The organism is Bacteroides mucinivorans (genome assembly GCF_034654355.2).
GTDB classification, from domain to species: domain Bacteria; phylum Bacteroidota; class Bacteroidia; order Bacteroidales; family Bacteroidaceae; genus Bacteroides; species Bacteroides nordii.
Genome location: NZ_CP178179.1, coordinates 5,048,674 through 5,064,391, shown reverse-complemented (window position 1 = coordinate 5,064,391; position 15,718 = coordinate 5,048,674). Strand labels below are relative to the sequence as shown.

The window sequence follows — 15,718 nt, the reverse complement described above, 5'->3', positions numbered from 1 at the left end:
ATAAAGATTTATTGTAATTTTTTTCTGTTTGCTACATCCCACCACAGGCGTGTTCCCTGCCAATCGTCCATACTGATACCGGTTGTCTCAGAGTTGAGCGCTTCTTTTGCGGTGAGTTCTACTTCTTCTACAATTTCCGAATCACTGGAATTGTAAGGTATTCTCCGGACAGTAACTCCTTCGGTTAAGATTTCTCCTGTTATCCAGTTAAAACGCGGTTCTTCCAATGAGCCGTCAGAGTATCCGTAAGCATAAGGACAGGCAGGGATGAGCAACGGATATCCGGTACGGCGATAGTCGGTCCAGGCAACCAGTGACATTGGGAACAGCGTAATCCACTTCTGGGTAATGATTTTCTGCAATGCCTGTTCTTTATCCTCATCCGGATTATGGTAATAGGGATTGTTGTCAGCGTTAGCAGGGAAGTACCATGCATTGTTGAGCTGATAGTACCCTGACCATAATGGCAGATTATTGTCTGCATCATACCAGTCACGATAAATAGCTTCGTTTTTCAGGGTGGAAGAGACCGTCTGATCTCCCATGCCTCTCCAGGCCATATATTCATCATATCTGCCCGACATAGAGTGTTTATCGAAGAATTCTTTGATTCCGGCTTCATAGAATGATTGTGCCGAACCTCCCATACTCCAACCTCGCAGAGCACCTTCTGCACGTAGGAAGAGCGCTTCTTCCGTTTTGAATAATGCCAGTTTCTCGCCTGCAAAATTCAGGTTGAATTTGGAGTAGTATTGATAGTTTTGTGAGGTTACACCGGCTACATCCAATGTGATTCCTGAACGAATACTGACATATTCAGTTTCTTTTTTCAATGTTTTTTGCTCTTGATTTTTTATATCTCCGCCATTTTTAGCGAACCAGAATTCGAGAATCGGGTGCTGGGTTCGTACTAAGATATTGTGGTAACTTGCGTTGAGGCGAGAGTCTACCCAGCTATTAGCTATCTTGTACAAAGGATGATATCCAACATCTGTTCCGCTTCCGCAAATCAATCCGATCGTTTTATCACCAGCTTCCAGAACTCCACGCTGAACAGCTTCTTCTCCCAGTTGGCGGGCCGTTTTGGGGACTCCGTTGACCATACAGGTATATCCTTCCACATTAACAGTAGTCATGGCCATACGCAGAATGAGGGAATTAGCATATTTCCGCCACATTTTGACAATAGCACTGGCAGAGGTTTGTTCGGTCACCATATCCGTTTTCTCGATAAGAGCGTCAATATTGTTGGTAGGGGCTTCCTGATAAACTTCCAGTATGGAATCGGCTTTAATCAGATCACGGAATATCTGAGAGTATACTTCGCTTTGTTTTTCGTAAGTCAGCGGATGGTCTTCTTTCAGTTCTTTGTAATCTTTCAGCGGCATCGGTCCGTGTACATTGGTATACTGAACCGCTTCATCAGAAAATAGTATAGATGCAAATGCACCTAAAGGAGCTATTTTAAGGGTATCGGAAGAACGCATTACCGGTACAACCTGCTGGGCTACCCATTGCATATTTGCGGTAGGACCACTGGCAAAATCCGCATAGAAAGATAGAGACGATTTCAAGCGTCCGTCAAAACTATGAGGAACAGACATATAACCAGCATAGTCATCACTGATAAAGCTACGTTGATACTGATATTTGTGCTCTCGTGAGTCAAGAACCCTCATCTGTGCTGTCCGGAGAAATTCGGAAGCAAGCTCTGCATTGGCTAAGATTCCTGTACTCGAAGAAGTACCGTCTTCTCTGTTGATGATTGAGGCATTTCCGTCATAGTCTAACAATGAGTCATAACATGCTGTTAATGTCATCGTTAAGAGGAAAGAGAATAATATAGATTTCTTGTTTTTCATCATATCTCTAATAATTTGAAGAGGTGGTTAGAATGATAATTTTAAGTTTAGGCCGTAACTGCGGGTAGTAGGTAATGAGAATGCTTCAATACCACCGTAACTATTGGCTGTGGATACGGATACATCGGGGTCAACCGGAGCATCTTTGTATAAGAAGAACAGATTTCGTGCTACCAGAGAAGCACTTAAGTCGATAGGTAACTTAAACAATTTACGGAAGGTGTAACCAAATGAAACTTCCCGTAAACGGAAGTTGGTAGCCGAGTAAGCATATTCACTTAAAGCCGGTTCACCAAGACCGATAGCCTGGTAGTAACCTTTGGCTGGTGCTATTTGTCCGTCGGGCATGACAACTCCCTGAACAGGCTTCATAACAAGCTGCCCTCCTACTGAGGATTTGGACAGATAAGTGACACCTGCGTCACGTGCTTTTCCGCTTCTTTCCGAGAGTCCGTATGCGTCCAATCTTGCTTCCGTATAAGAGATAACCGTACCACCTATTTTACCGTCAATCAGGAAGTAAAAAGAGAAGTTTTTGTAATTGAGTGAGTTACTCCAACCCAGATGATGCGGGGAGTTGGCATTTCCCAGATAGCAGTCGTACTTAGAACTGATCATGGGAGCACCATTGACATCTGTTTTTATTTTCCCGTCTGATCCGTAGGCAAATGTTCTTCCGTACAATTCGCCGTATGGTTTACCTACTTCATAGCGGATCTTCAACCCACCGGTATATACAGGGGTCGTCTCCATCACTTTATTTAAGTTCTCTCCGTAAGTTTTAAGAATCACATTCTTATTGAATGAATAATTGAATGCTGTACGCCAGATGAACTTTCCGTTGAGTCTTGAAAAATTATAAGCTAAAGTCGTTTCAAATCCGCGGTTTCTGATTTTACCGGAGTTCAGAGGTATTTGTCCTCCTGTAGCCGCTGATTTAGGCAACCACTGATTCAACATGATCGTATTGTAAAACGTAAGGTCAAAGTCAATGGTGTTGTTTAAAAAGCGGGCTTCTACTCCGAGTTCTGTAGAACGCATGGTCTCTGGCAATGGGTTATAGAAGGTGCGATAACCGGAGGCTTCCGTGATTTGCGAACCCCAGTTTTTGGACATACCTCCATAACTCAAATTGGGTATTGAGTTTCCTACTTCACTGTAGGATATACGCACTTTAGAATAGTTGAGTACATCACTTTGTATACCGAATATGGAATTCAGTAATGCATTACCACCCACACTGTAGTAGGTATAATGGTTGGGAGTTCCTAAGGCTGAGAACTGAGTATATACACGTGCCCAGTCAGTGCGGACAGAAGCATCAATGAATGCCATGTCTTTATAGCCGATTGATGCTGTCGCATACACTGCATTTTCCCAATTCTGGTCTTTCGATTTGCTGGTCGGTACATTGGCTCCGTCATGCTTGGTTGTGATAATATTGCTCGGATCGAAGACATTCGGTGTACTCGTTGAATCTGCCATCCAGTAATTGAATCCGAATGAAGTGAAATCTTCTTTCAGTGTACTTCCTCCTACATTGGCTGATAGATCAAAATCACCTACTTTCTTGTTGTAGCTAACCAGAAAGTCTGCAAAGATCTGGTCACTGGTTGCTTTGTTATATTCGTGTATGGAGTTGTACACGTTTTTGGCGTTGGTACCTTGATAGGTTTTTGTTTCGTTCGTATCTTTGGTCCTGTCTATCTTGCAACGGGCCAATGCGGTCAGGCCATCAATGATGTTTACTTTTAGCCCGATTGTAGCAAATGCGCGTTCACGGACATTCTCCTTTTGCAGGCGGTTGGCATACCAATAGGGTGAGTTCCGGTTCTCATTGTCTAACCAGGGCCATTGTTGTATAGGCCCTTCGGCATTGGCTTTGGGGTACTTTCCGTTTATTTCTCTGACGTAGTACAATTGACCGTATGTTTCAGAGTGATCTTTGAAGTAAGAGATATCTGCATTACGAGGCATCAGATACAGGTCATATAAAGGATTGGCATATATACCTGAACCCGGACGGTTTTTAGAAGTCTGGTGTATATAGCTTCCTGAAAAACTGACCTCGACATGATTGTCCAGCAGGTTTACAGTTTGGCGTAATGTGATATTGTGCCGTTCAAACTTATTCTGAGGTATCATTCCTTTCGAGGTTGTATTACCATAAGAGAAGTAAGAAGTTGAATTCTTTGCTCCGGAAGATACGGAAATAGAATTATTGAAGTTAGTACCGGTTTGAAGGAATGAACTAATATTATCTACAGCGTTATTACGTGCATAGGGTATTTCGTTTAGAGCCGTTTGTGACATACGGCCTATGCGATCTCCCCATGAATACATGTTCAAACGACGCTTATTGATTGCTTCATTTGGATTCAGGCTGGTATCATCATAAAACTCAGCATTTGCACCGTATGTATTTTGAAACTTAGGAGTTACCAGTGGGGTTTCAAATAACATACTGCTTGATACATCCACCGAAGTACGTCCTTCCTGACCTTTCTTGGTTGTGATGATAAGAACTCCATTGGCAGCTTTTGAACCGTATAATGCAGCTGCGTTCGCACCTTTCAGGATGTTAATATCAGCGATATCATCCGGATTGATGTTTGATAAACCATCCCCTCCGTCCGTACTATTACCACCGGACAACAAAGCATCCTCAATCTGTGCGGTACTGCGGTCTGCCATAGGTACTCCATCCAGGATGATCAACGGTTGGTTGTTTCCTAAGATAGATGCATTACCACGAAGGAGCAATTTTGAAGAGCCACCGGCACCGGTAGAGTTTGGTGTGATTACCAGACCAGCGGTTTTTCCCTGCAAAGCATTGATGAAGTTGGCGTCTTTAGCGCGTGTCAACTCATCTCCGTTTACTTTTTGAGTGGCATAAGTAAGTGAGGATGCTTTCTTTTCGATACCAAGTGCGGTAACGACTACTTCATCCAGAACCTCTGTGTCTTCGGCTAAAGTGACGTTTATCATATTCTTCCGGATAGCGACAGTCGTTGTCTTATACCCGATATACGAGAAGGTCAGTTCTCCGGAAAGTTCCGGAATGCGGATAGAATAGTTGCCGTCGATGTCACTGATTACTCCCTCATTCGTCCCTTTGAGGGTGATGTTGACACCAATTAGAGGCTCCCCTGTACTGTCGGTCACTTTACCGGAAATGGTTACTCTTTTATCATCCTGATTGATTCCGTCTGTTTTTGTTTCTCCTACTTTGTTGGAAAGAATGATGTGTGAACCCTCCATTAGGTAATGGATGTTTGTACCCTTAAATAAATCATCCAGAACTTTAGAAACAGGAATTTCTTTGGCGTTAATTGACACTTTCTTATCAATGTCAACGTGCGAGTTTATAATAAATAAATACTCTGTTTGTTTCTCTATCTCATTCAATATATTTTCAATAGGGGTATTTCGTGCTGAATACGAAATCCGGGCGCTTTGTGAATACCCTTCTTTGGCATTGAGTGAAAATATGGAAATCCAGATTAATAGAAGTGCTACTTTCATAATCTTAAGAAGATGGTTAATTTGTTTTTCATCAAAAGATAAAAAATCCATTATAGACTTTTTATTCATATCTTTGCATTGATTTAATATGGTTTCTACTGTGTTGATTCAAAGGGATTCCGGCAGTGTGGTGAAGGACCTGTCGGTATCCTCCTTTTGGGGGATTAGGCAATTTCTACATCATAGGCTGGTTCTCCTTTTTATTTTATGTGAATAATATCGCTGTTCTCATCTCTGTGGAATTTGAACTTTACGTCTTTTTGCAAAACCCGCAGAGCATATGAAATACCATCGGAATAGCGGAATTTACCGCTGCAACGGTAATTAAGTACTTCTTTATTTTCTATCTTGATTGTTACTCCATAGTGTCTTTCAAATTTCTCCATAATCTCGGCAAAGGTCTTGTCTTTGAAACACATCAATCCTTCGCGCCACCTGTATACATTATAATCCTCTATCTCTTTTATCCGGAGATTTCCATCCTGGAGATAGGCCATCTGAGAAGGGCGTAGTGTGATCAATTTATCGTCTTTAGTAACATTGACGGAACCTTCTATCAGTGAAGTCACAAAATCATTGTTATCAGAATAAGCTTCTACATAAAACTTTGTTCCGGTTACTTCAACCTGCCCTTTGGGAGTTTCTACAATAAAAGGTTGCTTCCTGTTGTGTGCTACTTCGAAGTAGGCTTCTCCGTTAATACTTACTTTACGTTCTTTCCCGTTGAATACTGCGGGATATTGAATGCTGGTTCGTGAATTCAGCCATACCACCGTACCGTCTGCCAATTCTATATTGATGCGCTGTCCTGCCGGTACACTGAGTTTTTGCAGGGGCATCATATCTTCATTGTTGAATATGTATTGGCTGGTAAGCGTCATTACAAGGGTGATAATAGCCACGGCAGCGATCTTGCCTATTTCTTTGCCCCATGTGCTTACTAACAGCTTAAACTGGTTACGTTTGGACAACAGACGTTTTTCGTCAGCAAGCAGTATCATGGTATCAAATAGTTTTCTCTCTTCTAAGAAAGTGCGATAGTTTTCCGGAGAAGATTCCATCCACTCTCGTATACGCACCTCTTCATTCAGCGTGGTTTTTCCTTGAAAGAAAGTATATAATAGTTCTTTATTCATATTCTTTTTTTGTTTAAAGGCATTATGAGCCGTTACGATAATACAGCAGCTAAGTGAGAGGGATGCATAGTGCAACTCTCACCTATTTAACTTTTAATAACATTGAAGTACAAGAGAAAGAAAAGAGCGTCTACCCATTCATGCTATATAGAATATAGCCGATTTGACAGCACAGGGGCAGAAGAATTTCTTTATAAATCCCTAATGTACATACGTTTTGAATGGTGTTTCCGAGGATGCTGATTTTATCAGCAATTTGTTTTCTATAAAAACAGATAGATAAAGACTGGCATGTAGTCTTTCAAACTGATACGCAATTCTTTTAGTGCTTTAGCAATGTGAAACTCGACTCCTTTGGCTGTAATGTCAAGTTGACTGGCTATCTCTTGATAGGTCATATTCTGCATTCGGCTCATGATAAAAATCTGGCGGGTACGTTCGGGTAGGCTTTCAAGGGTGCGGTTCACTATTTCCTCAGCCTCTGCTGTGAAAAGCTCATAAGGTTCGCAGGCTTGCAATGTAGCGATACGGGTTTGTAGTTCCCATTGTGCATGATTTACCATGTTTTCGGCCACCTCTTCGTGCAGGCGGATATGTTGCAGGTAATTCAGGCACTTGTGTTTGATTGTGGTTAGTACATAAGCCGGTACATTCGTGTTTTCGTCCAATCGGTGGCGGTTTTCCCAGTAATAAATAAGAGAATCGATAACAAAGTCCTCAGCAACAGCCTGATCCCGCACGTACGTATATGCAAAGCGAACGAATCGCTCTTTGTAGTCGGAAAATAATTTGTTGAAGGCGGCCAGCTCTGAGTTTTTATTCATATTCAGGGTAAAATCTTAATAGTGGGCAAATGTAGTGAAAATAACAGATGAGTGATAGGATTAGCCCAAAAAAAGCTTAAAAAGTATGGATTGTAGTTTTATGGCAGGTGGGAAATGGACATAATAAAAAAGAGAAAATTCCTTGTGGAATTCTCTCTTTTTTATCTCGAATCGAAGGGTCTCGGAATTAACCGTTAACTCTTTTTTCTTTGATTCTTGCTTTTTTACCAGTAAGTGCACGCAGGTAGTACAATTTAGCGCGACGAACTTTACCTACCTTGTTCACTTCGATGCTATCAATAGCCGGTGATTCAATCGGGAAAATTCTTTCTACACCTACAGTTCCTGACATTTTACGTACTGTAAAACGTTTCTTGTCTCCGTGACCAGAGATTTTGATAACAACACCACGGTACAACTGTACACGTTCTTTGTTACCTTCGATAATACGATATGCTACAGTTACTGTGTCACCTGCTTTGAAGCTTGGGTGTTGTTTACCGGTAGCAAATGCTTCTTCTGCAATTTTAATGAAATCCATTGTTCTTGTTATTAAATTGTTTTATCGTTACAACGCAACATATCAGGCAACTCTCTCCTGACAGCGATTGCGCGAAAGCGGTGCAAAGTAACGAATTATTTAGCACACTACCAACATTTTTATCTATATTTGTAGCACGATTAAAAAAACAAGATATGAAACAAACTTATGCAAAGCTCTTTTCCGGAGTGGCTCTGATGGTACTCCTGATGCTTTCTTCATGTCAGTCACCTTATAAACTGGTGAATACCGAAGGAAGTATGATTACAATTGATTCGGTCTGGGATACACATCCTGATGCAGAGGCTGTGGCGCTGTTAGCTCCTTACAAGGTATCGGTAGACAGCATGATGTATCGTGTAGTAGGTACAAGTGAAATGACAATGGAAAAGGGAGGACCGGAAAGTTTGCTTTCCAATCTGGTAGCAGATGTACTGAAAGGGGCTGCTACGCAAGTATTGGGTAAACCTGCCGATATGGGACTGATGAATATGGGTGGTTTGCGGAATATACTTTCTGAAGGAGAAATAACCTGTGGAAACATTTATGAGATATTGCCTTTTGAGAATTCGTTGTGTGTAGTGACACTAAAGGGAAGCGTATTGAAAGAACTGTTTGCTGCCATAGCGGCCTGTAAAGGTGAGGGAGTAAGCGGAGTACGTCTTGAAATCACTAAAGACGGTAAATTACTTGATGGTACTATTGGTGGTAAGCCAATCGATGATAATAAACTGTATACGGTAGCTACTATTGACTATCTGGCAGATGGGAATGACGGAATGGGGCCGTTGGCAAAGGCCGAAAAAAGAGATTGTCCTCCCGGTGCTACTTTACGCGGGCTGTTTATGAATTATGTAGAGCAGCAGACTAAAGCCGGTAAAAAGATCACTTCACGTATAGAAGGAAGAATTACGGTGAAATAATTATGAATAACGAATTACCAAATTATGAGAAGATGAAAAGATATCAGATATCAGCCACTATATTGTTTTTCCTGTGTGTGCTCCTTCCGGGATTTGCGCAACAGACAAAGACACTCACTTTGTTGCAAACCAGTGATACACATAGCCGCATAGAACCGATAGATATACATGCAGCCGATAAATATGCCGGAATGGGTGGGTTTGTACGTCGTGCCACCATGCTTGACCAGTTTCGTAAAGACAATCCGAATGTATTGGTGTTCGACTGTGGAGACTTTTCGCAGGGTACTCCTTACTACAATCTTTTTAAAGGTGAGGTAGAGGTCGAAATGTTGAATCTCATGAAGTACGACGCTGCCACCATTGGCAATCATGAGTTCGACTTTGGGTTGGAGAATATGGCGCGTTTGTTCAAGATGGCAGATTTCCCGATAGTATGTGCCAATTATGGGGTGGAAGGAACAGTGCTTGAAGGGCTTGTAAAACCATATGTTATATTGGAACGTGATGGTTTGAAGATAGGTGTATTCGGCCTTGGTGCAAAAATGGAAGGACTGGTGCAGGCGGATAAATATGAAGGAGTAACCTTTCAGGATCCTGTGACCGTGGCCAATGAAATTGCTGCCAAATTGAAAGAAGTAGAAGGATGTGATGCTGTTGTCTGTCTTTCGCATATGGGAATAAAAGAAGATGAAATGTTGGTGCATCAAACCCGCAATATTGATGTGGTACTGGGCGGACATTCACATACTTTCATGCAGGAACCGACTGTTTTCGTGAATCTGGACGGAGAGAGTGTACCAGTATCTCATACAGGGAAAAACGGTATTTTTGTGGGAAAGATAGATTTGACATTTGAACGATGAGGAAAATGATAGGTATACTTGTTGTGTTGTTGGTGGCAGTAGCGTCTCTGATGGCACAACAAGTACCCTGTCTGCTTCCCCGGCAGGAAGACGATGCATGTCGGGAGTGGGTGGACAAGATACTTTCGGGGATGAGTCTGAAAGAAAAGATCGGTCAGACATTTGTTTATACACTAAGTCCGGAATGGAGCAAAAAGAACGAAAAGCTGGTACGCCAGCTGGCAAAGAAATATAAAGTAGGCGGATTACTCTTTTCCGGTGGAGAAGCCGGCGGGCAGGTGAGACTGACTAACCTTGCACAGCAGGAAACAGAGATTCCTCTAATGATAACCTTTGATGGGGAATGGGGGCTTGCCATGCGATTACAGGATACACCTCTTTTTCCTAAAAACGCAGCATTGGGCTGTATAACAAACAATTCACTGATAGAAGAATATGGACATGAGGTGGCCCGTGAGCTTCGCGAGCTGGGTGTCCACGTTAATTTTGCTCCGGACGCAGATGTGAATACCAACCCGGAGAATCCGGTAATTAACATACGCTCGTTTGGAGGTGATCCGAAGGCTGTAGCCGAGCGGGCATTAGCTTATGCCCGTGGTCTGGAAAGTGGTGGTATACTGTCTGTCAGTAAGCATTTCCCGGGGCATGGGGATACGGATGTAGATTCTCATAAAGCATTGCCAACCGTGTATTATAACCGTGCCCGGTTGGATAGCATTGAGTTGTTACCTTTTCGTGAGGTGATTCGTGCCGGATTGGGAGGTATCATGGTGGGGCATCTGCGGGTACCTGAATTGGAACCGGACAGATTGACTGCTGCTTCTTTGTCACGAAGCGTTGTGACAAATGTTTTAAAAGGAGAACTGGGCTTTCGCGGATTGGTGTTTACTGATGCGTTGGCTATGAAAGCTGTATCCGGTGAACGTGATGTTACAGTCAAAGCGCTACGGGCGGGTAATGATATGGTACTCGTGGGTAGAGATATAGAACAAGCATTTGAGACGGTGCTGGTAGCTATTGACCGGGGAGATTTGAGTGTGGATGAGGTTGAAACCAAATGCCGTAAGATATTGACTTATAAGTATCTGTTAGGATTGGATAAAGAAAACAGAATCTCTGCAGATGGATTGAATGGGCGCATTCATACAGTCGAAGCACAAGCGCTTGCGGGCAAATTGCGCTTTGCGGGAGTGACCGTATTACGCAATAATTTTACTACAATTCCTTTGCCGGCCGATCAGCCTACGGCCATTCTGAGTGTAGGTAGGGAAAAGTCCGATCAACCCTTTATCGACCGCTTTGTTCAGTATACATCGCCGGTGGAATGTTTTCGGATCACAAAAGATATGACAGAGGAAGAGTGGCACCGGATCACTAATGACTTGAAACGTTTTCGTCGTGTCGTTATCTCTGTTACAATGGAGAAAGAAGAATTGGCTGCATGTGCCCCACTTCTGAATACATTGGATTTGCAGGTACCTGTTACCTGTGTCTTTTTCACTTCTTACCGGGCGATGTTCCCAATCCGGGCGATGTTGGAACGTACCGCTGCTGTTGTGTTAGCACATTCGTCCGAGGAAGATCTTCAGCGACATGTTGCAGACGTTTGTTTTGCCAAAGCTCCTGCCGGGGGACGGTTGTCTATGCGTATCGGGCATCTGTTTGCAATAGGTGAGGGGAGTGATATTGTTCCGGGAATGAAGCCTGTGGTACAACCCGAAGATTGCGGTATGAAAGGATACAGGTTGCACCGTGTTGATTCGCTTGTCAATGCAGGATTAGCTGCCGGAGCTTTCCCGGGTTGTCAGGTGGTGGTGATGAAAGATGGTATTCCTGTTTACAATCGTTGTTTTGGTAGTCATTCTGATACAGATAAGACTGCGGTGCGCCCCACTGATCTTTTTGATCTTGCTTCGCTGACTAAGACCACCGCTACTTTACTCGCTGTGATGAAGCTTTATGATCAGGGAAAGCTGAAACTTACGGATAAGGCATCTGCCTGGTTGCCCTGGTTGCGCTCATCCAACAAAAAGAATATAACGATTCGTGATCTTCTGTTACATGAGTCCGGATTATTGCCTTACATCCGATTCTATCGGGAGGCAATAGATGAGAACACCGTTACGGGGCCTTTTACACAAGGATTCGCAGATGAGTGGCATCACACACGTATTGGGGAATATACTTATGCCTGTTCGGACTTTAAGTTTAAGAAAGGGTTAATATCTCCGAAGCAGACAACAACACATACGTTGCATATGGCCGAAGGTATGTGGCTGAATAAAGCATTTAAGAGTACGGTTCAGCAATCAATAGCCCGTTCGGAAATGGGACAGAAACGCTATGTATATAGTGATGTCGGTTTCGTCGTACTTCAGCAGGTGGTTGAGGCAATAACAAAACAGCCTATAAATGAGTTTCTGAATAAGGAATTCTATCGTCCGATGGGATTGGAACGTACCTTGTTTACGCCGCTTACTCACTATGATCGATCGGAAGTGATGCCAACAGCTGCCAACGATTACCTGCGGAGGCAAGACCTTTGCGGTTATGTGCAGGATGAAACGGCTGCTTGCCTGGGTGGTATTGCCGGTAATGCAGGATTATTTTCCACAGCCGGAGAGGTGGCAGCTGTATATCAGATGTTGCTCAATGATGGAGAGTGGAAGGGACATCGCTATCTGGATGAGGCTACCGTTCGCCTGTTTACCACATACACATCCGTTCTCAGCCATCGCGGATTGGGATTTGATAAGCCGAACTACCGGGATGTGAAAGCCAGTAATTGTGCTTCTGGGACGCCTGCCCGGGTTTATGGGCATACCGGCTCTACAGGGACTTGTGTCTGGGTAGATCCCGAAGAACGATTGATCTACGTTTTTCTGAGTAACCGTGTTTGCCCCGATCAGTGGAATACTAAACTTAACAATATGAAGATACGCCAGAACATACAGCAAGCTATTTATGATTCTTTGCCGGATACCAAAGACTTGCCTGGCGATAATGAATGATGCCAATGATGAATATGAGAAAATACCTGATAATTCTTCTGCTTTTATGTTTCGGAAAAGCAATATATGGACAGAACGATGTACAACCTCTCCTGCTTTATAAAGCGGAACAAGATGCGCGTTGCCGGCAATGGGTCGATTCGGTGATGAACCGTCTGAGTCTGAAAGAGAAGATCGGTCAGCTTTTTATTTATACCATTGCTCCGGTCGATACAAAACACAATCAGGCGTTACTGCGTGATGCTGTGGATACTTATAAGGTAGGAGGACTTTTGTTTTCCGGCGGTAAGATGCAGACACAGGCCATCCTCACCAATCAGGCGCAACGAATGGCACGCTTGCCGTTGATGATTACTTTTGATGGTGAATGGGGACTTGCGATGCGCCTTCGCGGCACGCCGCTTTTCCCACGCAATATGGTATTAGGGTGCATACAAGACAATCGCCTTATCTATGAATACGGTCGTGAGATGGCTCGTCAATGCCATGAACTGGGAGTACAGGTTAACTTTGCTCCTGTGGCCGATGTGAATGTCAACCCTAAAAATCCGGTTATCAACAATCGTTCTTTTGGTGAAGATCCCGTACGTGTGGCTGATAAAGTGATTGCTTATGCCACCGGACTGGAAGGAGGAGGAGTGCTTTCTGTTTGTAAACACTTTCCGGGACATGGAGATACGGACGTCGACTCTCATAAAGCATTGCCTGTACTGCCCTTCACTCGCGAACGGTTGGACAGCGTGGAATTGTATCCTTTCAAAGAAGCCATACGTGCTGGATTGAGCGGGATGATGGTAGGGCATCTCCAAGTACCTGTTATTGAACCTTTGGGAGGGTTGCCTTCTTCTCTTTCGCGCAATGTGGTGTACGGTTTGCTTACGGAAGAACTGGCTTTTAAAGGTCTCATTTTTACCGATGCACTTGCCATGAGAGGGGTGTCCGGTAATGCCAGTGTCAGTTTGCAGGCATTGAAGGCGGGTAATGATATGGTACTTGCTCCGAGAAATCTGAAAACAGAGGTTGCGGCAGTCGTTGAGGCTGTAGATCGTGGTGAGTTATCCCGTGAAGATATAGATCGTAAGTGCCGGAAGGTACTTACTTATAAATACATTCTTGGTTTAAAGAGAAAACCGACCATTCAACTTTCCGGATTAGGAAGTCGTATCAATACACCTCAGACGCGTGACCTTATCCGGCGTTTGAATCTGGCTGCTATAACAGTACTGAATAACAAAGGAAATATACTTCCTCTTCATTCCGACAAAGAAACGCCACCTATGGCTCTGCTGGAGGTAGGCGATGCGGGAGAGACGGATGTCCTTGCCAAACAGTTGGAGAAACATACATCCCTTGTGCGCTTTCGTCTTCGCAAAGAGATGACGGAGGCACAGGGAAAGGTTCTGAGAGATTCTCTCTCGAAGTACCGCCGTGTTATTGTGGCTGTTGCCGAACAGCGGCTGGCACCTTTTCAACCTTTTTTTGCTGCCTTGGCAGCTGATAAAAAAGCGGCTCCGGCAATCTATGTCTTTTTCACTCCCGGAAAGATGATGCTACAGATACATCGTGCCGTGTCAGCCGCCCAATCCGTAGTGTTGGCACATTCTGCCGGTCACGATGTACAGCAACAGGTTGCTGATGTACTCTTCGCCCGTGCTTCTGCCGATGGACGACTTTCCGCCAGCTTAGGAGGGCTGTTTCCAACCGGTGCCGGAGTTACAATAACTCCGCATACGCCGACGCATTTCAATCCGGAAGAGTATGGAATGTCTTCCATTGCCTTGAGGCGTATTGATTCCATCGCTAAACGGGGTATCCAGGAAGGAGCTTATCCCGGATGTCAGATTGTGATTCTGAAAGACGGAAAGACGATGTACGATCACTCTTTTGGAACACATGCAGGTAAAGGAAGTACGCTGGTGCGGCCTACAGATCTGTATGATCTGGCTTCTCTTTCTAAAACGACCGGAACGTTGCTGGCTTTAATGAAATTGTACGATAAAGGACGTTTTAACCTTTCTGATAAATTATCTGACTACCTGCCGTGGTTGCAACGTACGAATAAGAAAGATATGACCATTCGTGAACTGTTGTTACATCAGTCCGGACTGCCTGCCGGAATTGTACTCTATCCGGAGGCTATTGATAAGGAGAGTTATAAAGGCCGTCTGTTCTCCGCCCGTAAAGATGCGTTGCATCCGTTACGACTGGGAGCTACCACCTGGGCCAATCCGAACTTTCATTTCAAGCCGGAGACACTGTCCCGAACCCGGAATGCCAATTACACTTTGCAGATATGCGATAGCCTTTGGCTCAATAAGTCGTTTATAAAAGTGCTACAAGAGAAGATTATTGAAGCTCCTTTGGGGGCTAAGCAGTACCGTTACAGTGATGTTGGGTTTATTCTTCTTCGTTTCCTGGCTGAACAGTTGGCTGGTATGCCGATGGATGAATACCTGGCACGTGAATTTTACGAACCGATGGGATTGGAGCGTACTTTATATCTTCCTTTACGGCGTATCCCGAAAGCTCAGATTGTGCCTTCTGCCAATGATAAATTCCTTCGTAAATGTGTGTTACAAGGATTTGTACACGATGAGTCAGCAGCTTTCCAGGGAGGCGTTTCCGGAAATGCAGGATTGTTTTCAAATGCCCGTGAAGTAGCTTCTATCTATCAGATGCTGTTGAATGGAGGAGAGTTGAACGGACGCCGTTATCTGAGTAACGAAACGTGTCAGTTGTTTACTACGGAAGTATCCAAAATCAGCCGCCGTGGATTAGGGTTTGACAAGCCGGATGCAAAATCACCCGACAAGAGTCCTTGTTCTGAATCGGCTCCCGCCTCTGTTTATGGTCATACCGGATTTACAGGAACATGTGCCTGGGTGGATCCGGAAAATGATTTAGTATATGTCTTTCTCAGTAATCGTACGTATCCTGATGCCACAAACCGTAAGCTGATGCAATTGGACATACGTGGACAAATACAGGAAGCGATGTATGAGGCGTTAAAAAAATGATAAGTGATTAGTG

Annotated in this window: 9 protein-coding genes; 4 read left to right on the top strand and 5 right to left on the bottom strand. The window is 43.8% G+C overall.

All coding sequences use genetic code 11. The features are described from left to right. Window positions 1–8: 8 nt before the first annotated feature. The 5 genes from VCM39_RS19265 to rplS form a co-directional block, all read right to left on the bottom strand. The gene (locus VCM39_RS19265; protein WP_289292770.1) at window positions 9–1,865 is read right to left on the bottom strand and encodes a SusD/RagB family nutrient-binding outer membrane lipoprotein; all 1,857 of its coding nucleotides are present in this window, start codon (window positions 1,863–1,865) and stop codon (window positions 9–11) included. A 24-nt stretch (window positions 1,866–1,889) separates the two neighbouring features. Next, window positions 1,890–5,387 carry a SusC/RagA family TonB-linked outer membrane protein gene (locus VCM39_RS19260; RefSeq protein ID WP_322933620.1) on the bottom strand — a complete coding sequence of 1,166 codons (3,498 nt, stop codon included), beginning with the start codon at window positions 5,385–5,387 and terminating at the stop codon, window positions 1,890–1,892. A gap of 200 nt (window positions 5,388–5,587) precedes the next feature. Continuing rightward, complete coding sequence (locus tag VCM39_RS19255; RefSeq protein ID WP_322933621.1) at window positions 5,588–6,523, bottom strand: FecR family protein; 936 nt, start codon at window positions 6,521–6,523, stop codon at window positions 5,588–5,590. Window positions 6,524–6,786: 263 nt separating this feature from the next. Continuing rightward, window positions 6,787–7,347: an RNA polymerase sigma-70 factor gene (locus VCM39_RS19250; RefSeq protein ID WP_195348862.1), complete on the bottom strand. Its 561-nt coding sequence runs from the start codon at window positions 7,345–7,347 to the stop codon at window positions 6,787–6,789. Window positions 7,348–7,534: 187 nt separating this feature from the next. Beyond that, window positions 7,535–7,888 (bottom strand): 50S ribosomal protein L19, encoded by a 354-nt coding sequence (gene rplS / locus VCM39_RS19245; RefSeq protein WP_195348863.1) that lies wholly within the window; start codon window positions 7,886–7,888, stop codon window positions 7,535–7,537. Between the two features lie 155 nt (window positions 7,889–8,043). On the opposite strand from rplS, the gene VCM39_RS19240 reads away from it, so the two are divergent. Genes VCM39_RS19240 through VCM39_RS19225 form a run of 4 tightly spaced genes read left to right on the top strand, consistent with a single transcriptional unit; the run spans window position 8,044 to window position 15,705 of the window. Further along, window positions 8,044–8,811, top strand: a complete 768-nt coding sequence (locus VCM39_RS19240; RefSeq protein ID WP_322933622.1) for a 5'-nucleotidase — start codon at window positions 8,044–8,046, stop codon at window positions 8,809–8,811. A gap of 32 nt (window positions 8,812–8,843) precedes the next feature. Further along, window positions 8,844–9,677: a bifunctional metallophosphatase/5'-nucleotidase gene (locus VCM39_RS19235; RefSeq protein WP_289292792.1), complete on the top strand. Its 834-nt coding sequence runs from the start codon at window positions 8,844–8,846 to the stop codon at window positions 9,675–9,677. Next, entirely contained in the window at window positions 9,674–12,688 is a 3,015-nt protein-coding gene (locus tag VCM39_RS19230) for a glycoside hydrolase family 3 N-terminal domain-containing protein (protein WP_322933624.1), read from the top strand. The genes VCM39_RS19235 and VCM39_RS19230 overlap by 4 nt, the downstream gene beginning before the upstream one ends. 14 nt (window positions 12,689–12,702) lie before the next feature. Next, entirely contained in the window at window positions 12,703–15,705 is a 3,003-nt protein-coding gene (locus tag VCM39_RS19225) for a glycoside hydrolase family 3 N-terminal domain-containing protein (RefSeq protein WP_407934710.1), read from the top strand. Window positions 15,706–15,718: the final 13 nt, after the last annotated feature.

Bases quoted from the DNA above. Each gene is read 5' to 3' on its own strand.
- VCM39_RS19260 (WP_322933620.1), bottom strand. From the start codon at position 5,387: ATGAAAGTAGCACTTCTATTAATCTGGATTTCCATATTTTCACTCAAT.
- rplS (WP_195348863.1), bottom strand. From the start codon at position 7,888: ATGGATTTCATTAAAATTGCAGAAGAAGCATTTGCTACCGGTAAACAA.
- VCM39_RS19265 (WP_289292770.1), bottom strand. From the start codon at position 1,865: ATGATGAAAAACAAGAAATCTATATTATTCTCTTTCCTCTTAACGATG.
- VCM39_RS19250 (WP_195348862.1), bottom strand. From the start codon at position 7,347: ATGAATAAAAACTCAGAGCTGGCCGCCTTCAACAAATTATTTTCCGAC.
- VCM39_RS19230 (WP_322933624.1), top strand. From the start codon at position 9,674: ATGAGGAAAATGATAGGTATACTTGTTGTGTTGTTGGTGGCAGTAGCG.
- VCM39_RS19255 (WP_322933621.1), bottom strand. From the start codon at position 6,523: ATGAATAAAGAACTATTATATACTTTCTTTCAAGGAAAAACCACGCTG.
- VCM39_RS19225 (WP_407934710.1), top strand. From the start codon at position 12,703: ATGAGAAAATACCTGATAATTCTTCTGCTTTTATGTTTCGGAAAAGCA.
- VCM39_RS19235 (WP_289292792.1), top strand. From the start codon at position 8,844: ATGAAAAGATATCAGATATCAGCCACTATATTGTTTTTCCTGTGTGTG.
- VCM39_RS19240 (WP_322933622.1), top strand. From the start codon at position 8,044: ATGAAACAAACTTATGCAAAGCTCTTTTCCGGAGTGGCTCTGATGGTA.